Origin of the sequence: Haloplanus salinarum (assembly GCF_009762275.1) — an archaeon.
GTDB lineage: Archaea > Halobacteriota > Halobacteria > Halobacteriales > Haloferacaceae > Haloplanus > Haloplanus salinarum.
Genome location: NZ_CP034345.1, coordinates 1,803,999 through 1,821,233 on the forward strand (window position 1 = coordinate 1,803,999; position 17,235 = coordinate 1,821,233).

21 protein-coding genes are annotated in these 17,235 nt (G+C 70.4%); 3 read left to right on the top strand and 18 right to left on the bottom strand.

The window, feature by feature from the left end:
- From EI982_RS10630 to EI982_RS10650, 5 genes are all read right to left on the bottom strand, one after another.
- Complete coding sequence (locus EI982_RS10630; RefSeq protein ID WP_157689682.1) at positions 1-1,626, bottom strand: ABC transporter substrate-binding protein; 1,626 nt, start codon at positions 1,624-1,626, stop codon at positions 1-3.
- A gap of 85 nt (positions 1,627-1,711) precedes the next feature.
- Positions 1,712-2,740: a DUF4350 domain-containing protein gene (locus EI982_RS10635; protein ID WP_157689683.1), complete on the bottom strand. Its 1,029-nt coding sequence runs from the start codon at positions 2,738-2,740 to the stop codon at positions 1,712-1,714.
- The gene (locus tag EI982_RS10640; RefSeq protein ID WP_157689684.1) at positions 2,727-3,626 is read right to left on the bottom strand and encodes a S49 family peptidase; all 900 of its coding nucleotides are present in this window, start codon (positions 3,624-3,626) and stop codon (positions 2,727-2,729) included. Before EI982_RS10640 ends, EI982_RS10635 begins: the two co-directional genes overlap by 14 nt.
- 76 nt (positions 3,627-3,702) lie before the next feature.
- Positions 3,703-4,470 carry an ABC transporter permease gene (locus EI982_RS10645; protein WP_157689685.1) on the bottom strand — a complete coding sequence of 256 codons (768 nt, stop codon included), beginning with the start codon at positions 4,468-4,470 and terminating at the stop codon, positions 3,703-3,705.
- Positions 4,467-5,414: an ABC transporter ATP-binding protein gene (locus EI982_RS10650; protein ID WP_157689686.1), complete on the bottom strand. Its 948-nt coding sequence runs from the start codon at positions 5,412-5,414 to the stop codon at positions 4,467-4,469. Before EI982_RS10650 ends, EI982_RS10645 begins: the two co-directional genes overlap by 4 nt.
- Positions 5,415-5,629: 215 nt before the next feature.
- Between EI982_RS10650 and EI982_RS10655 the strand changes: the two genes are divergently transcribed.
- Together EI982_RS10655 and aceA are read left to right on the top strand one after the other, a co-directional pair.
- On the top strand, positions 5,630-5,881 hold the full coding sequence (locus EI982_RS10655; protein WP_157689687.1) for a hypothetical protein: 252 nt from the start codon (positions 5,630-5,632) through the stop codon (positions 5,879-5,881).
- Positions 5,878-6,942, top strand: a complete 1,065-nt coding sequence (gene aceA, locus EI982_RS10660) for an isocitrate lyase (protein WP_157689688.1) — start codon at positions 5,878-5,880, stop codon at positions 6,940-6,942. The genes EI982_RS10655 and aceA overlap by 4 nt, the downstream gene beginning before the upstream one ends.
- Before the next feature lie 15 nt (positions 6,943-6,957).
- Here the strand turns inward: aceA and EI982_RS10665 are convergent, their stop codons facing one another.
- The 10 genes from EI982_RS10665 to EI982_RS10710 form a co-directional block, all read right to left on the bottom strand.
- Positions 6,958-7,296, bottom strand: coding sequence for a branched-chain amino acid transport AzlD family protein (locus EI982_RS10665; protein WP_157689689.1), 339 nt, complete (start codon positions 7,294-7,296; stop codon positions 6,958-6,960).
- Complete coding sequence (locus EI982_RS10670) at positions 7,293-8,033, bottom strand: AzlC family ABC transporter permease (protein ID WP_157689690.1); 741 nt, start codon at positions 8,031-8,033, stop codon at positions 7,293-7,295. The genes EI982_RS10665 and EI982_RS10670 overlap by 4 nt, the downstream gene beginning before the upstream one ends.
- A gap of 51 nt (positions 8,034-8,084) precedes the next feature.
- Positions 8,085-8,459 (bottom strand): DUF8048 family protein, encoded by a 375-nt coding sequence (locus tag EI982_RS10675; protein ID WP_199243596.1) that lies wholly within the window; start codon positions 8,457-8,459, stop codon positions 8,085-8,087.
- A complete protein-coding gene (locus EI982_RS10680; RefSeq protein ID WP_157689691.1) occupies positions 8,452-8,721 on the bottom strand; it encodes a MoaD-like domain-containing protein in 270 nt (89 codons plus the stop codon). The genes EI982_RS10675 and EI982_RS10680 overlap by 8 nt, the downstream gene beginning before the upstream one ends.
- On the bottom strand, positions 8,718-9,002 hold the full coding sequence (locus EI982_RS10685) for a ubiquitin-like small modifier protein 1 (protein ID WP_157689692.1): 285 nt from the start codon (positions 9,000-9,002) through the stop codon (positions 8,718-8,720). The genes EI982_RS10680 and EI982_RS10685 overlap by 4 nt, the downstream gene beginning before the upstream one ends.
- 58 nt (positions 9,003-9,060) lie before the next feature.
- Entirely contained in the window at positions 9,061-9,447 is a 387-nt protein-coding gene (locus tag EI982_RS10690; protein WP_157689693.1) for a DUF7971 family protein, read from the bottom strand.
- 78 nt (positions 9,448-9,525) lie between these two features.
- Complete coding sequence (locus EI982_RS10695) at positions 9,526-9,690, bottom strand: hypothetical protein (RefSeq protein WP_157689694.1); 165 nt, start codon at positions 9,688-9,690, stop codon at positions 9,526-9,528.
- The gene (locus tag EI982_RS10700; RefSeq protein WP_157689695.1) at positions 9,687-11,549 is read right to left on the bottom strand and encodes an aldehyde ferredoxin oxidoreductase family protein; all 1,863 of its coding nucleotides are present in this window, start codon (positions 11,547-11,549) and stop codon (positions 9,687-9,689) included. Before EI982_RS10700 ends, EI982_RS10695 begins: the two co-directional genes overlap by 4 nt.
- Before the next feature lie 25 nt (positions 11,550-11,574).
- Positions 11,575-13,335 carry an archaeosine synthase subunit alpha gene (arcS, locus tag EI982_RS10705; RefSeq protein WP_157689696.1) on the bottom strand — a complete coding sequence of 587 codons (1,761 nt, stop codon included), beginning with the start codon at positions 13,333-13,335 and terminating at the stop codon, positions 11,575-11,577.
- Between the two features lie 93 nt (positions 13,336-13,428).
- Positions 13,429-13,656 (bottom strand): hypothetical protein, encoded by a 228-nt coding sequence (locus tag EI982_RS10710; protein ID WP_157689697.1) that lies wholly within the window; start codon positions 13,654-13,656, stop codon positions 13,429-13,431.
- 94 nt (positions 13,657-13,750) lie between these two features.
- On the opposite strand from EI982_RS10710, the gene EI982_RS10715 reads away from it, so the two are divergent.
- Entirely contained in the window at positions 13,751-14,224 is a 474-nt protein-coding gene (locus EI982_RS10715; RefSeq protein WP_157689698.1) for a pyridoxamine 5'-phosphate oxidase family protein, read from the top strand.
- Positions 14,225-14,318: 94 nt separating this feature from the next.
- On the opposite strand, the gene EI982_RS10720 is transcribed toward EI982_RS10715, so the two are convergent.
- The 3 genes from EI982_RS10720 to EI982_RS10730 all read right to left on the bottom strand — a co-directional run bounded on the left by EI982_RS10720 (position 14,319) and on the right by EI982_RS10730 (position 17,134).
- Positions 14,319-14,705 (bottom strand): hypothetical protein, encoded by a 387-nt coding sequence (locus EI982_RS10720; RefSeq protein ID WP_157689699.1) that lies wholly within the window; start codon positions 14,703-14,705, stop codon positions 14,319-14,321.
- Positions 14,706-14,775: 70 nt separating this feature from the next.
- Positions 14,776-16,266 carry a tRNA guanosine(15) transglycosylase TgtA gene (tgtA, locus tag EI982_RS10725; protein WP_157689700.1) on the bottom strand — a complete coding sequence of 497 codons (1,491 nt, stop codon included), beginning with the start codon at positions 16,264-16,266 and terminating at the stop codon, positions 14,776-14,778.
- A 46-nt stretch (positions 16,267-16,312) separates the two neighbouring features.
- Positions 16,313-17,134: a CPBP family intramembrane glutamic endopeptidase gene (locus EI982_RS10730; protein WP_157689701.1), complete on the bottom strand. Its 822-nt coding sequence runs from the start codon at positions 17,132-17,134 to the stop codon at positions 16,313-16,315.
- Positions 17,135-17,235: the final 101 nt, after the last annotated feature.

The window sequence follows — 17,235 nt, forward strand, 5'->3', positions numbered from 1 at the left end:
TCACCCACCCCCGACGGTGGTGTAGGCGTCGGCCCAGGGGGCGTAGATGGCGGTGAACTCGCCGGTGTCGAGCGGGTAGGTGCGAAAGCCCTCGACCCGCTCGGACCGGTGGGCGTCGAGGCGCTTGCTGAACCGGACGAACGCGACGGGGGCGTCCGCGGCGATCCGTCGCTGGGCGTCCTCGTAGAGCGCGCGTCGCTCGGCGGCGTCGTAGGTGGCGAGCGCCTCGTCGAGCAGGCGGTCGACGTCGTCGTCCGCGTAGTGGGCGGCGTTACAGCAGGCGGGCGTGGCCTGCCCGCTGTAAAAGAGGTTGCGCAGGAAGGTGTCGGGGTCCCAGCCGCCGGTCCAGCCGAGTGCCATCATCGAGTCCGAGCGGTGGGAGTCGCCGGCGAGTACCCGGGAGGTGTAGGTGTTCCACTCGAACTGGTCGAGGGTGACGTCGAAGAAGTCGGTGGCGTCGAGTTCGTCGCGGACGAGCTGGGCCCACCGCACCCGCTCCGGCGTCTCGTTGGTGACGATGCTCGTCTCGTAGGGCGGCGAGATGCCGAGGGCGTCGAAACCGTCGGCGAGCAGTTCGCGGGCCCGCTCCGGATCGTAGCCCTGGTACTTCTCGCGCATCTCCGCCTGGAACGACTCGGAGGAGTAGTCGTCGAGGAGCGGCGAGATGGGGGCGTACGCGGGGCGGCCGACCCCCGCAAACACCGAATCGAGGATCTCCTCGCGGGGGATCAGCCGGGCGATCCCTCGTCGCACCTCGCGGTTCGAGAACGGGTCCGAGTCGAGGGGGAAGACGAGCATCTCGAAACCGCCGGCGAGGCGCTCGGTGACGGTGATCTCGTCGTCGTCCCGGAGGTCGGAGATCGAGTCCGCCGGGGGGTTGTTCGCGAGGTCGACGTCGCCCGCCCGGAGGGCGGCAACCTGCGACGATCCCTCGACGATGATACGGAAGGTGAGCGTCTCGATTGGTGGGGTGGCGGGCGCCTCGCCCGACCCGTCGTACCAGTGGTCGTCGGAGCGGGTGAGTCGGAAGAGGCGGTCGGGTTCGTGCGTCTCGAAGGCATAGGGGCCGGTCCCGACCGGTCGCTCCGAGAGGTCGATGTCGCCCGCTGCGGCCGCCTCCGGGACGATGGGGACGCCCCCGAGCGACGTCTCGAAGGGGGCATACTGATCGCTGAGGCTCACGTCGAGGGTGTGCTCGTCGACGACCGTCGCGTCGTCGTACCAGAGGAACACGTCGGACTCGCGGGGCGTCCCCTCGTAGCGGTCGAAGGTGGCGACCACGTCGGCGGCGGTAAAGTCGCTCCCGTCGTGGAAGGTGACACCCTCGCGAAGCGAGAGTCGCCAGGTTCGATCGTCGAGCCGTTCGGCGTCGGTGGCGAGCCTCGGCCGGACCTGCCCCTCGAAGTCGACGGAGAGGAGCGGTTCGTAGACGAGGCCGATGAGCTTCCGTGAGGTGGTGTCGTTCGCCAGCGTCGGATCGTAGTTCTTCACGTCGGCGCCGAGAGTGGCGACGAGTTCCGGGCCGCTCGACCCGCCGGACCCGCCCGCACAGCCGGCGACACCGGCGACACCCGTGGCCCCGACCAGACGGAGCAGTCGGCGGCGCGATGTGGTGGCCGGTAGCATACTGTATCACCGACGGGCGACGAGGAAATAGGCTACGGTCAGCGGGACCGCCGGACGACCGGTCGGTACCGTCGCAGCCGGTCGGTCAGGCGGGGGCGGGCGTGGGTTCCCGCGGCGGCTCCGTCGGGCCGGAACCGGGGGCGGGACCGGTGCCACCGTTCGGCGCGTCGGCGCCGGGTGGTTTGGGGGCGCCCTCTGCCTTGTCGCCGGTCACGAGGAAGTCGGCGAGGTTGCCGATCAGCACCTCGTTGTCGGCGTCGTACGCGTTCTCGCGGGAGAGGAAGGAGGTGTCACCGACCGCGGTGACGTTCCCGCCCTGGCTCCGCGCGAGGACGGCGTACTCGCCGGTGTCGCGGGTCGTCGACAGGGTGGTGCCCTCGGTCCCGACGAGGACCTGCGTGCCGCCGTCGGTCCGGATCGGCACCGCGTCCCGGACCACGACGCGCTCGACGCCGTCGGCGAGGCCGCCGCTCGACGCCGGTTCGGCGTAGATGCTCTTGTAGTTGTTGTCGTTCTCCTCCATGTTGTAGAGGTAGCCCGACCCGTAGGCGATGCCGTAGGTCGAGGCGAGGTCGGTCGTCCGGGGCGCGGTGGGTTCGAACCCACCGAGGCCGAACAGCAGGCCGCCGGAGGCCTGAATGGAGGGCGGCCCTCCCATCACGAGCATGCGCCCGCCGGCGTCGGTGAAGGCCTCGACGCCCGCGAGTTCGTCGTTCGTGAACCGCTCCCGTGGGTTGGCGACGACGAAGGCGTCGGCCGAGCGGAGCGATTCGTTGAGGTCCTGTCGCTGCCCGCGGTAGAACCGGACCTCGTGTCCGTTCTCGACGAGCGTCGTGAGCAAGGGTTCGAGGTCGGTCTCCGAGACGTCGTTGCTGTGTCCCACGTCCACGAGGACGGTCTTGCCGCGCTCGGAGCTGGCCATGCTGATCTCGCCGTCCTCGGGTTCCTCGTCGGGGAGGACGGTGTCGGGCTGGAACTGCTGGTTCTCGATGGGCGCGGCGTCGTCGGCGTCGCCGCCGGTACCGAGGGCGTACGGCGCGACGGCCGCGGCACCGACGAGAACGGCGACGACGATCACGAACACGGCGACGAGTCTGGACTTAGGCGCTGACATTACCGATCACCTCGCTTTCGGTCTGCACGGTTCCGTACACCATCAACAGCGTCGGGGTGTCGACGGTTTCGTAGCCGACGGGGCTACGCTCGACGACCACCGCCCCGCCGTCGTCGGCGCTGAGCAGGAAGAGGCCGCCGGTCTGTGGCGGCTCCTTGCGGTACACCTCGTAGTCGTCGAGGTCGGCCGCGTTCGCGGCCTGACGGATGGCGTCCTGGGTGGAGCCAATCTCGTCGGCCATCCCGTTGTCGACGGCGCGGGCGCCGGTGTACACCTTCGCATGGGCGACCTCGGTGCGGGAGAGTTCGAGGTCGTCGCTCCGGTGTTTCATGACGCTGCCGACGAACGCACGCTGGAGCGTCTCGACCTGCGCGCGTCGTTGGTCGGCGGTCGCGCTGGCCTTGTCCGGACCGCTCTTGACCTCGCCGGGGAGCGAGGGTCCGGGGGACGCGGCGCGGACGCCGACGCTGCCGACGATGGAGGCGGGCGTGACGTAGATATCGCTGGTCGGGAGCATCGCGTAGTAGGCGCCGGACGCGCCGGTCGATTTGACGCTCGCGACCACGGGCATCTCCGCCGCGGTGCGCTGGACAGACAGGTAGAGCTGTTCGCTCGCGGCCGCGCCACCGCCGGGGCTGTCGACGTTCAGTACGACCGCGTCGATCGATTCGTTCTCGCGGGCCTCGCGGAGGTCCTCCTGGACGGCCGTCGCCGAGTTCGAGGTGATCGGCCCCTCGATAGTGATGACGGCGACGGTCCCGTCGGGTTGGGTCGCCCGGTCGTAGGCGACCGGCGCGAGGATCGCGCTCAACAGGACGGCGGCGACCACGACCAAGGCGTACGACTGGGCCTTGGTCAGTGAGCCGCCATCGGGACTGTTCGACATGATGCACTCCCCACTGACCACTCCGTCGGGTAATAAGCTCGCTTGACGAAAACGCGGATTGTACCTTGGCAGATCGTCACTCGGTCAGGCCGTAGCCCCGCTTGAACAGGAGGAAATCGACGAGCAGGACGGCAAGCGTCGCGGCGGTGAGGACGAGCAGCGAGACGTTCGGATCGATCTCGGTGACGCCGATCATTCCGTACCGGACGCCGTTGACCATGTACACCATCGGGTTCAGCAGGGAGACGTCCCGCCAGAGCGGGGGCAGGACCTCGAGGGAGTAAAACACCGCCCCGAAGAAGACCAGCGGCCGGAGGATGAACTGGTTCATGACGGTGAGGTAGTCGAAGTCGTCGGCCCACAGCCCGCCGACGATGCCGAGCCCGCCGAACAGCGTGGTGATAACGACGACGAAGGCGATCAGATACAGCGGGTGCGAGAGCGGAACCGCGGTGAAGATCAGGCCGACGGCCACGATCAGGACGGCGGTGAGGATCCCCCGGGTCGCGCTCGCGATCACGTAGGACGCGACCATATTGAAATTCGACATGGGCGTGACGATGACGGCGTCGATGTAGTTGTTCCACCGGCCGTGGAAGATCGAAAAGGAGGCGTTCTCGAAGGCGTCGGAGATGGCCCCGAGGACGACCAGCCCGGGGAGGACGAACTGGATGTAGCTCACGCCGGCGATGGCGCCGATCCGGCTCCCGAGGATCACGCCGAACACCGCGAAATACAGGGTGTTCGTGATGATCGGCGGCAGGAACGTGTTGTACGGCCGTCGGACGAACCGGAGGATCTCCCGCTGGACCAGCGTCTTCAACTGGACGGTGCTCCGGCTCACGCTTCCCCTCCGTCGGCGACCGACGACCCGTTCCGTGTCATCTCGACGAACACCTCCTCCAGCGAAGTCCGGGAGACGTCGAGGTCGACGATCTCGTAGCCCGCGGCGTCGAGTTCGCGGACGAGGTCGGGCGCGACGAGGCCGCCACGTGACGCCGAGATGACGAGACGGCCGTCCTCGACGCTGACGCTGTCGACCGTCCCGTTGGTGGCGATGTCGGGCGGCGACCGAATCGGCTCCCGGAAGGTGACCGTGATGCGGTCGGTGCCGCGGTCCATGAGTTCGTCCGGCGTGCTCACCGTGGCGACCCGCCCCTGGTCGAGGATCGCCACCTCGTCACAGAGGCGTTCGGCCTCCTCGATGTAGTGGGTGGTGAGCAGGATCGTCGTCCCGCCCTCGTTCAGGTCGGTGATCAGCTCCCAGAGGTCGTGGCGGAGTTGAACGTCGACGCCGGCGGTGGGTTCGTCGAGGATCAGCAGGTCGGGATCGGTGACCAGCGCCCGCGCGATGAGAAAGCGCCGCTTCATCCCGCCGGAGAGCCAGTCGAAGCGCGTGTCGCGTTTCTCGTAGATGCCGACCTGTTTCAGGGCCTCGTCGGCCCGCTCGCGGGCCTCGTCCGCGGGGATGCCGTGGTAGCCCGCCTTGTGCTCCAGTACCTCGCGGATCGGGAAAAAGCGGTCGACGTTGAACTCCTGGGGCGCGAGGCCGATCCGGTCCCGTGCCTCGCGGTACTCCGTCTCCACGTCGTGCCCGAAGACCCGCGCCTCGCCGCCGCTTTTCCGCACGAGGCCGACGAGAATGTTGATGAACGTGGTCTTGCCCGCGCCGTTCGGCCCGAGGAGACCGAAGAAGCTCCCCTCGGGCACCGACAGCGAGACGCCGTCCAGCGCCGTCACGTCGCCGTATCGCTTCCGGAGGTCGTCGATCTCTATGGCGGCTACCATCTACCGAAACCACCGCGCTGGACGGAATTAAGCCCCGTGAAGTGGGTGTGGGTACTGGTACCACCCGACAATTAAAGTCATTAACGAATATTATCATTATCAATCATTAACTTTATTGGCCCGCCGGTGCACCGGTCGGATGCGATGCACGTACGCGACCACGTCACCGACGCGAGGCGAATCGGCGGAGGACCGACGACCGACACCCCACACACATGGACCCCACGATCCAGCGACCCGACGAGGAGCTAGCACAGCGCGCCCCGCTCGTCCCCGACATCGGCCACGCCGACACCCGGACGGACGGCGGTCGGACGGCGGACGGCGAGACGACGCGACGGGCGACGAGGCAGCCCCCCAGGACCGACGCCACGCGGCGGCGGGCGGACGACGAACTGGCTCAGGAGGCGCCGCTGGTCCCCGACCTGGGACGACCCACCCGGCGGCCGACGGAGGACCGCCGATGACGCCGGAGGAACTCGACACCGACACCGTCACGCGGGACATCGACAACCCGGCGGCCGTGGAGTTCCGCGAGCGACTCGCCGACCAGCAGTTCGTGTTCGCACCGGGACTCTATCACGCGCTCGACGCCCGACTGGCCGAGATGACGGGCCACGACGCCGTCTACATGAGCGGCTACTCGACGGTCCTCGGCCAGTTCGGCTTCCCCGACCTGGAGATGGTGACGATGACCGAGATGGTCGAGAACGCGAAACGGATCGCCGAGGCGACGACGCTCCCCGTGATCGCCGACTGCGATACGGGCTACGGCGGAATCCACAACGTCCGCCGGGCGGTCCGGGAGTACGAGAAGGCGGGCGTCGCGGCGGTTCACATCGAGGACCAGACGACGCCCAAGCGGTGTGGGCACATCGCGGGCAAGCGGATCGTCTCCCGCGAAGACGCCGAGGCCCGCTTCCGGGCGGCCGTCGACGCCAAGCAGTGCGAGGACACCGTGATCATCGCCCGCACCGACGCCTACGGCTCCGCGAACGGCGACTGGGAGGAACACCTCGAACGCGGACGGATCTACGCCGACGCCGGCGTCGACCTCGTCTGGCCCGAGATGCCCGACCCCTCCCGCGAGGACGCCGTCGAGTACGCGGAGACGATCCACGAGACCCACCCCGACCTGGACCTCGCCTTCAACTACTCCTCCTCCTTCGCGTGGTCCGAGGAGGCGGATCCGCTGACGTTCGCCGAACTCGGCGATCTGGGCTACAAGTACATCTTCATCACCCTGTTCGGCCTGCACTCGGGCGCCCACGCCGTCTACGAGGATTTCCAGCGCCTCGCCGACGCGGACGAGGCGGCGCAGTTCGACCTGGAGGAGCGTTATCTGGGTCACCCCACGGAGAGCCACCACGAACTCTCCTTCGTGAGCAAGTACCAGGACATCGAGGCGCAGTTCGACCCCGAAGCCAAGCGCCGGATGGAATCCTCGGAGGGGTTCACCGAGACGGAGAGCGACCCCATCTCGAGCGGGGACGGGGAGGCGCCCGAGCCGTCGGCGAACGACGACTGAGTCGGGGTCGCCGCCTCACAGGACGAACCCCACCGTCCAGAGCGTGAGCATCCCGGCCACGAGCGTCGCGAACATGTTTTCCGTCGTCCAGGCCACGCCGGCGGCGACGACGCCGGCGAGCAGGCGGCCGTCGAGGAACGTCGCGGCGACGGTCGGGCCGGGGTCGACGAAGGACGGGGCGACGAGCGCCGCGAGCACTGCCGCGGGGACGTAGCGGAGCGCCCGTTCGAGCCGCGGGGGCACCCCCGAGACGCGGCCCAGCAGGTAGATGAAGGAGTACCGGATGGCGAAGGTCAGCGCGCCGACGACGAGGACGACCGCCCAGACGGCGAGCGGGCCGTGCGTGGTCGTCACGCCGCGGCCCTCCCCTCGACGACGACGCCCGCGACGACGCCGGCGAGCGCCCCGCCGAGCAGTCCGAGGTTCAGCGGCCACCCGGCGCCGGCGACGGCGACGCTCCCGCCGACCAGCGCCGCGACGATCCGTGGACGGTCCGACAGTTCGGGGACGAGCAGGGAGAGGAAGACCAGCGGCACCGCGAAGGAGACCCCCCAACTCTCGGGGATGCTGGCCCCGAGGACGACGCCGACGACGGTCGCGAGCTGCCAGACGAGCCACATGAACGCCGCGGCGCCGAAGTAGTACCACCGGTCGCGGACCGCCCCGTCCTCGCCCGTGGAGCCGCCGTTCGGGGCGGTGGTGGAGTCGGCGTCGCCGTCCCCGTCGGTGAACTCGGCGATGGCGAGTGCGTAGGACATGTCCGTCAGGAGGAAGGCGTACGCCGCCGACCAGCGCCGGCGGAGCGCCTCGAAGTAGGGCGCGATCGATGCCGAGTACATGCTCATCCGGAGGTTGATGACGACCGCGGTGAGGACGACCACCGCGAGGGAGGCGTCCTGCGCGAGGAGGTCGACGGTCGCGAGCTGTGAGGCGCCGGCGAAGACCACCGCCGACAGGCCGACCGCCTGGGCGGGCGAGAGGCCGGCGTCGACCGCGGCGACGCCGGCGACGAGGCCGAAGGGGATCAACCCGAGGAGGAGGGGGAGCGTCGCCCGCACGCCGTCGAGGAAACCGTCGGGAACGGTGGGCATGTCAGCCCGTGGACCCGGGTTCGGCAACCGTCTTTCGGTTCCGGACGGCGATCACCGACCGACGACGACCGCCTCGCGGATCTCGAGGGCCGTCTCGAACTCCTCGCGGCGGTCGGTCTCGGAGCCGATCCGCCGGAGCTGTTCGGCGTGGGTGCGGGCGACGGCTTCGATCTCCCGGCGGTCGAGACCGAGGCGGTCGCCGACCGTCTCCCAGTGGTCCATGGGGACGAGGAACACCTCGCGGTCCTCGCCGTCGACGACGCGTTCGAACTCGCGGCGGTAGGTGTCGAAGCGGTCGTCGAGGTCGCGCTGGACGCATGTCAGCAGCTCCGACAGCCGTCCGGGGCCGACGCTCGCCTTGGCGGCCGCGAGCATGAACACCTGGCCGTCGACGGGGGAGTCTTCCGGGCCGGACACGTCAGCCACCCGCGCGCATCGCCTTCTGTGCGAACCGTTCGATGAGCGGGTCGAGGACGTCCGGGTCGCCCTCGAAGACGAAGTCGATCTGTGTCAGCGACACCGACGGACCGACGCCGACCGTCTGTGCCGAGAGGTCGGCCGCCCAGTCGTCGGCCTCGACGCGGCCCTCGCTCACCTGCTCGGCGCCGAGGGTTTCGAGATACTGGATCGCCAGCCGCTTCGAGATGCCGCGGAAGGAGCGCTCCCGACGAACCCACTCGTCGTTCATGCCCCGCCCGCCACCGGCGGGAACACCGACAGCGTGTCGCCGTCCTCCATCACCGTCTCGGTGCCCTCCATATGTAGCACCTCCCGACCGTTTTTCAGGATGTTCAAGTTCGGCTGGAGGTCACCCTGATCGTCGATCAGCTTGCCTTCCAGGCCGTCGTACGCCGATTCGAGAGTCAGGAGAACCTCGCCGACGGTGGCGCCGTCCTCGAACTCGTGTTCCAGAGTCTTCTGACCGACTGCCTCGCGGAACGTGGCGAAAAACCGCAGTTCCAGATCCATGTCATCCGTTGGGGGCTCGGTCGTAAAAAGTGACGTGACACGGTGTGCCGCCGGCGCCCTACCGATCGCTCAGGCGGATGCCGTCCTCGACGGTTCGGTAGTTGCGCTCACGGTCGATGCGCTCGGCGACCCAGCCGACCTCCTGAATCTGCATGATGAGGTCGGCCTGCAGGTTGCGCCACGCGATGGCGTAGATGGGCGACTGCCCCCACGCGCGGAGTTCGGGGACGAACTCGTCGTACTGTTCGAGCTGTTCCTCCAGGCGTTCGAGGGCACCGACGACGTTCTGTGCGGCCTCGCGTTCGTCGTCGGCGGATTCGACGGCCTCGTTGAGTCGGCCTTCGAGGCCGACGACGGCCCGCTGCATGTCCTCTCGGGCCGCGTCGTCGTCGTCGGGAAGCGAGTCGAGGATCTGTCGGGGAACGCCGAGGTCGAATTCGTCCATACGGTCGGGTGGCCCGCGAGGGGTAAAAGGCTCCCGACAGCGGCTCGACAGGGTCGCCGTCTCCGGCCGGGTCGGCGCTCATTCGAGGAAGTCGCGCAGCGCCGCCGAACAGGAGCGACAGAGCAACACCCGCAGTTCGCCGTCGGCGTCGAGGAGGTCGAGCGCACCGTAGATGTCCCCCGGTTCGATGGTCTCGCCACAGCGATGACAGTCGTGTGGCCGGGCTGGGTTCGACCCGGTCACGGCTCCCGACTGCGGGGGTGGCGGTCGCGTCCGCCGACCCCGTCCCCGGATCCGGCGTCGACGACCACCCCGTCGGCGGCGTTTCCGAGCGGCGTCTCGGCGTCGACGACGGCGGCGAGGTCCAGTCGGTCGACGAGCGCGTCGGTCGGGCGGCCGTCGACCGACCACCCGCGGGCCGCGTAGTAGGCGTCGAGCATGTCCTCGAACGCCCCGCGGTCGACGGTGCGGCCCGCCGCGGGCCCGTCGGGAAGCGGGTCCTCGAACAGGGCGGGTAGGGTGTCGTCCTCGCGGTCGAAGCCCTCGCGGACGTTGAACAGGCGGACGAGCGTCCAGACGCGTTCGCCGACCCGCGCCAGCGAGTCGCGGTCGTACTCGAGGCCGACGGCCGTCAGCCACTCGGCGCCGAGGTCCTCCCACATGGTCTCGCCCGCGAAGTCGTCGACGACGAGGCTCCAGAGCGTCGAGCGGACGTTCTGGGCGCCGACGACGGTCCTGACGCGGTCTGCGGTCGTCCACGCGTCGCGGGCGAAGGCCTCGCGTTCGACCGGGCGGGCACGGCGGTGACAGCCGCCGCGGTCGCTGGTGGCGTAGGCGAGTGCCATCCCCGCGGCACCCCGTGGGTCGTAGGCCGGGAGTGCCATCGACTTCACCGTCGGCACGGCGCCGGCCCCGTACCGCTCGCGGGCGTCGTGGACGCCGTCGGCGAGGGTGTCGCCCAAGTCGGTCGATCGGGTGGCGATGGCCGACAACAGTCGCTCGGCCGCGTCGGCGTCCCCGAACGCGAGGTCCGGGTCGACGTCGGGGTCGATGGCCCCGTCGTCGGCGGCGCGGGTGGCCCAGGCGACGGCGTTGCCCGCGCTGATGGCGTCCATCCCGAGACGGTCACAGGCGGCGCCGAGGCGGGCCACGGCGTCGAAGTCGTCGACCCCGAGGCCGGCGCCGAGGGACATGAGCGCCCCGCCACGGGGGACGGATTCGCCGTCCTCGACGTCGACGCGGAAGCCGCCGGGCACCGCGTCGTCCGCGTTCTCGCGGCCGGTGGCCGCCTCGCGGACCGCCTCGATGCCGATATCGCCGGCGTCCTCGAAGCGGCCGCCCTGCCAGCCCCGGGTCGAGAGGACGCCCACTTCGTTGGCGAAGTCGACGCTCTCGACCGTCTCGCCGGCGGCCTGCCAGCGGCCGGTGTCGTCGTCGCGGTAGGCAGCGCCGTAGCGCTCGCGGAGGTTGGCGAGCGCCGGCGACGGGTCGGGCGGGTCGCCGTGGACCGCGACCGCCTTGAGCCGTTTCGCGCCCATGACGGCGCCGGCGCCGCCGCGGCCGGCGTGGTGGTCGCCGGCGTCACACGCGATCGTCGCGTAGGCGACCCGGCGTTCGCCCGCCGGGCCGATACAGGCCACGGCGCCGTCGAGGGCGGCGTCCGTCTCGACGGTGTCGGCCCCCCACAGGTCGCCCGCGCCGGTCAGGGTCGCCTCGCCGTCACGGACGGTGAGGACCGTCGGATCGTCGGCGACGCCCTCGATCACCAGGCCGAAGGCCTCGGGGAGGGCGCCGGCGAGGGCGTCGGCGAAGGACCCGCCGCTGTAGGAGTCGAGGAAGGCGCCGGTCAGGGGCGACTTGGTGACCGCCGCGTAGCGCGACTCGCCGGGGAGGTAGCCCGAGAGCGGGCCGAGGAGGAGACAGAGCCGATTGTCCGGCCCCAGCGGATCGGTGCCGGCGTCGAGTTCGTCGTAGAGGTAGCGGGCGCCGAGGCCCTTGCCGCCCAGGAAGTCGCGTCGCCAGTCGTCGGGGACCCGTTCGCGGGAGACGGTCCCGGCGGAGAGGTCGACCCGCAACACGTCGCGTCGAACGGGCGGTGACATCGCCACACGTAGTCGGGAGACGGTGTTAAGCGTTGTCCTCGGTCGCCTCGACGTGGCGCATCTCGACGGCGACGCCGCGGGTGCTCTCCCGCATCTCGTCGCCGTGCATCGTCGCGCGGCCGATACCGAAGGCGGCCGGCCCCTCGACGACCACCTCGTCGCCGACGCGGACGTCGGCGTCGGCGTCGGTCACGCCGGGCGCGAGGACGCTCCCGTGGGGGACGAAGCCGTCGATGTCGACCCGTTTGGTCGGCGCGTCGCTCTCGACCCAGTGGCGGGCACCCGCGAGGGTGAAGGCGAGGACGCCGTACTGGGGCACCTGCGCCGCGAGCTGGACGCCGTCGCCGTCGCGTACCTGGAGTTTTGGGTGCCGGCTCGTCGTTTGCAGGTCCGGGAAGAGGTCGTCGCCCGCGTCGGCGCCGAACTGGTAGTCCGCGATGGCCCGGATCGTGTTGTGCTGGCGCTCCCGCTTCGAGTATTTGAGCTCGCCGGCGAGCGCCGCGTCGAGGTTCGACAGCGACTCGGTGGTGGTGGGGTGGTCCGCGACGGTGAACTCGAAGGGGACGTCCACCCGGTCGGCCACCCGCTCGCAGATGTCGCGGTAGCCCTCGCCGGGCACGTGGGCGATCACCCGCGGGTAGTCGTTGCGCTCCAGGTAGCGCTCCAGTACCGCGGCGACGAAGGCCTTCTCGCCGTCGGTCCAGTCGCCGGTGACCACCGCGTCGTAGTGCTGGGCGGGATACGTACACTCCAGTTCCTGGGGGACGACGCCGATGGGCGAGGTCATCGAGGCGACGTGGCCGCGGTAGCCGATGGCGCGGTGGAACTGGGCGTGGCTCTGGGAGTCGCTGTAGGGCTTGCGCGCCGAACACGGCACGAGCACGAGCGGGTTCGCAAACCGGTTGCGATAGCGGGTCGTCACCCGGTCGGCGAACCGCTGGATCTCCACACGGTTGAGTGTATCTTCGCTCGCCGCGCTGAGTTCCGTATCGCGGATCACCGGCGTCCGCCGCTCCAGGTAGCGGTACTGCTGATCGAACTCGCGGAACGAGGCGGTTAGCCAGTTCTCGTGGCGGGCCTGCCCCTCGAGGTAGTCGCGGAGCCGCCCCCGTCGGATCCGGGTGCGGACCGTGCGGAGTTCGGCCTCGAGGGCGGCGACGTTGTGGGCGACACAGTCCTCGCGGGTGAACGCCGCGAGCGGCGGATCGTTCGGGTGGGCGCCGGGGAGTTCGTCGAGTTCGTCGAGGTGGTACTCGCCCTCGGGGGTGAGGTAGCGACCCTGTCGACCCTTCACCCGGGCGAGTTTGGTGTCGACGAGGTCGACGCCCGCGGCGACGAGCGTCGCGACGTTGCGGGGCGTGGCGACGCCGGCGAGGTAGAGCGCGGTGTCGGCGGGGATCGACTCCCGAACGGCGATCAGTTCGTCGCGGAAGGAGGCGCCGTGGCCCACGACGCCCGGAGCGTTCGAGAGCACGTAGGCGTCACAGCCGTAGTCGGCGGCCGTCTCGGCGGTGACGACGCCGACGCTCGGGTAGTCCACGTCCGGGTAGTCGACGGCGAAGGAGTCCTGGACGGTCGGGTCGGTGCCGGCCGGGAACGCCCGGTGTGGGAGGACCGTGAGTTCGGCCTCGCTCCCCTCGGGATGGTCACGGTCGGCCCCCCAGAGGCTCCCGCCGTCGACGACGACGTCGTCGGCGAGGGCGGGCGTGGCCACGGGGTCGCGCAGGCGGAGTTCGCCAAGACGGGCGGCCCCGTCCCGCGCGTGGACCTCGAAGTACTCGGTCATGGGCGATGGTGGAGGGGGGCGCGGAACTACGTTTCGTTCCCGGGCGCCGCTCGGTGCGCGGGTCCTCGCGGCCAGCGGGCGTCCGCGGCGGGCCTACGGACCGACCTCGTCGCGGACGACGTAGTAGAGCACCCAGACCACGAGGCTGCCGAAGAAGGCACCGAGGGCCCAGGCGAGCGCGTGGCGGCTGTTCCGACCCTTCGCGTCCCGGTAGATCAGCACGGAGACGACGAGCGGGACGGCGAACGAGAACACCAGCATGAACAGGACGATCAGGAGTTCCGGACCACCCGGAACGCCGAACTGGAGTGCGGGGAACACGACCGGGTATCGAACCCCGGGCGACAAAGTCGTTTCCCGCCCGGAACGGCCGGGCCACCCACGGCCTTTAGCCGCCCGCGTTCCAACGCGGGCCATGACCGAGTACACCGGCGAGTGGGACCGGGCGGCGGTCGCGGCGTTCCTGGCCGACGCGCGGGTGCCCATCCGGGTGGCCTGCCGGACGCCCGGTGGCGACCTCTGGATGCTCTCGCTGTGGTACGACTTCGACCCCGACGCCGGCCGGTTCGTCTGTGCCACGTCGGCGGACGCGGACGTCGTCGCGTATCTCGGACACGACGACGGCGTCGCCTTCGAGGTGTCGACCAACGAGCCGCCGTACCGGGGGGTCCGTGGCCGTGGCTCGACGACCGTCGTCCCCGACGACGACAAGTCGACGCTGCGCGGGTTGCTCGAACGCTACCTCGGGGGTACCGACTCGGCGCTGGCCCGGCAGCTGCTCGACCCGGACCGCGACGAGGTGGCGATCCGGATCGACCCCGAGCGCGTCTACTCGTGGGACTTCACCGACCGGATGCGCGACGCGGCGTCGGGTGACCCGTCGGAGTAGGGAGGGTCGCGGCGGGCCCGACGGATGCGTGTCGCCAGCCGCCGGGCGACCCCTGCGGAGCGGCTTTCGTCGGCTCGATCCGTGACCGTACGGATCAGCCGTAGATGACGTCGCTCGCCTCGCGGGTCGCGGGCAGTGCCTCCTCGTACAGGAGTTCGAGGAGCCGGTACTGGGAGCGGCTGGCTTCGGCCTCGTCGGCGGCGTGGCGGAGTGCCGTGACGAGTTCGCCGAGCGCGACGCGCCGGGCGACCAAGTCGGCGTCGTCGTCGGCGGCGGTGCGGGCGGCCGTGGCGGCCCGCCGGGCGTGGTGGCGTGCGGGACCGATCGGGAGCGCATCGGCGAACCCGTCGATCCGGTCGGCGAGCGATCGGAGGCTCCCGGCGACTCCCGACGGGAGTCGGTGTTCGTCGGCCGCCCCGTCGGCGGAGGGTGTGCCTGACTCGCGGTCGGTCGCCCCGTCGGAACGCGGCTGATCGATCATCGGTCGGGCGTAACTGACGTTCCGCTATCATATCAATCGTCGGTGCGTGTGTGGGCGGCGCGAACGGGGGTCAGGCGTTTCGATCCGGGCGCGCGCCGAGGGGTTCGACCCGGACCGACGCCGGGAGGCGGTCGAGCGCCGTGTCCGCCCAGTCGTCGTGGGCGACCGTCACGTCCGTCTCGGGGTTGGCGTCGACGAGGCGGGCGACCCCGCGCGCCGCGGCCTCCTGGGCGGTCCGGTCGGTCCGGTCGGGGAGTTCGGCCGTGAAGGGGTAGGTCTCGGAGAGCGCCCGGGGGACGGGTCCGAACGGCGGCAGGAGTCGCCAGGCGGCGTCGAATCGGTCGCCAGAGGGCGCGTTCCCCTCGGTTACCAGTAGCCGGTCGGGCGCGTCGAGTCGGTCGAGGCGGTCGTGGTGGCGGACGACCTCGGGGCGGCGGGCGCTCTCGGCCGAGCAGTAGAAGAAAGAGCCCTTGGAGGCGGGGTCGTGGCGCTCCAGTTGGGCGGCGTGATCGAGCAGCGCGCGGTAGCCGTCGAGCATCGCGGGGTGGGCGCGGGCGCGCGTCTCGACGAGTTCGAGGAGGTTCCCCTCGCGGATGGCCGCCTTGATGCGGCGCAGTTCGCCGAAGGAGACGTGGAGGTTGTGTTCGGCGAGGAGCCGTTCGCGCTCGTCGTCGTCCGCGGCCCGGATGTCGTCCGGGGTGTGGGCGGTACAGATCGGACACTCGCAGGGGAGATACGTGAGGTCGTCGAGGTGGCGCGTGCCGCGGACGGTGAGATAGCGGTCGTCGCGGGCGTAGATGGCGTAGGCGGCGGAGTCGAAGAGGTCGGCGCCCATCGCGGCCGCGAGCGCGAACATCATGGGGTGGCCGGCGCCGAAGAGATGGACGGGGCGGTCGGCACCGAGGCCGCGCTTGGCGGCCGCGAGCACGTCGACCACGTCCGCGTACCGGTAGTCGTTCATGAGGGGAACGACGGCGCCGACGGGAAACACGTCGAGGTCGGTGCCGTCGGCGTGGCGGGCGGCGGCCTCGCGGAGGTCGAGGTAAGTCGATCCCTGGACTGGGGCGTTGACCAGCATCTCGCCGGTGTCGACGGCCTGGGCGTCGGCGAGTGCCCGCTCGGTCGTCTCCAGGTCCGCCTCGGCGGTCTCACGGGCGGCGTCGGGCGGTGTCGGCACGTCGACCGGGGTGGCGACGTCCGAACCGATCTCCCGCTGAAACTCCAGTATCTCGCGGGTCGTCACGTCGATGTCGCCGTACTCGGCCAGCTGGAAGGAGCCGGAGTCGGTGACGATGGCGCCCGAGAACTCGAGCATGTCGTGGAGCCCCCGATCGAGGGCCCGCTCGCGGAGGTCGTCGGTCCCGCGGATGATGTAGGCGTTGGTGATGAGGGCGTCGGCACCGAACTCGGCTTCGAGGCGGGCCGGCGACACCGTCCGGATGTTGGGGTTGATGACGGGCAACAGGGCCGGCGTCTCGACGGTCCGGCCGGCGCGGGGGACCGTCAACTCCCCGATCCGACCGAGCGCGTCGCCGTCGCGGGTCTCGAAGCAGTCGCGCATACCGCCACTGTTCGGGCCGGCGCGGTAAGGGTTCCGTTCCGGCAGCCTACACCGGCAACGCGGTCAGGCCGTCGACGAGGACGGCCGCCGCCGTCCCCGTTCCCGACCCCGGCTCCTGGAGCCCCCCGGACTCCGAGAGCCGGATGGCCAGGTACGCGAGCGAGAACAGCGTCGCGTTGTAGGCACCGTGGACCAGCGCCGGCACGACGATGTTGTCGGTGAGTTCGTAGACGGTCCCGAAGACCAGCGCGGGGAAAAACAGGATGGTCACCGTCACCAGACGGCCGCCGGTCCCGCCGGTCAGGGCGAGGAAGTGGATCGCGGCGAAGAGGGCGCTGGCGATGGCGACACCCGGAATCGGGTCGAACGTCTCGCGGAGACGGCCCTGGACGATGCCCCGGAAGAGCAGTTCCTCGCCGGGACCGATGAGCAGGAAGGAGGCGGGGACGAGCCACAGGAGGACGCTCGGATCGGCGCTGGCGAACTCGGTGACCTGGTTCTCACCGGCAGGGGCGCCGGTCACGCTGACGAGGAGGGCCCCGGAGATGGCGGCCACGAGTGCCGTCACGTACCCCCCGACGACGAACAGGAGGTCGCGAACCGAGGGGAGTCGAACCCCGAGGTCGTCGGGGGTCCACCCACGGACGAGGAGATAGCCCACGGCGACGCCGCCGAAGGCGATCCCCTGGATCGAGATCAGCGAGATTACGAGGAGGACGAAAGGAGAGGGCTCCACGCCGAGGCCGACCGTTAGCAGGGAGAGGGCGAGGACGAGACCGATGCCGACACCGAGGCCGATCCCCGACACCAACAGGGCGACGACGACCGCCCGCAGTCGGGCGATCGTCCGATCGTCGAGCGAGGGCATACTCGTCCGTGGGCGCGGGAGCCTGGAAAAGCTTCCCACCGGTGGCGGTCGACAACGCGGATCGGAACGCCGTTCCCTTGCTCGACGGCGCTACGCTTCGT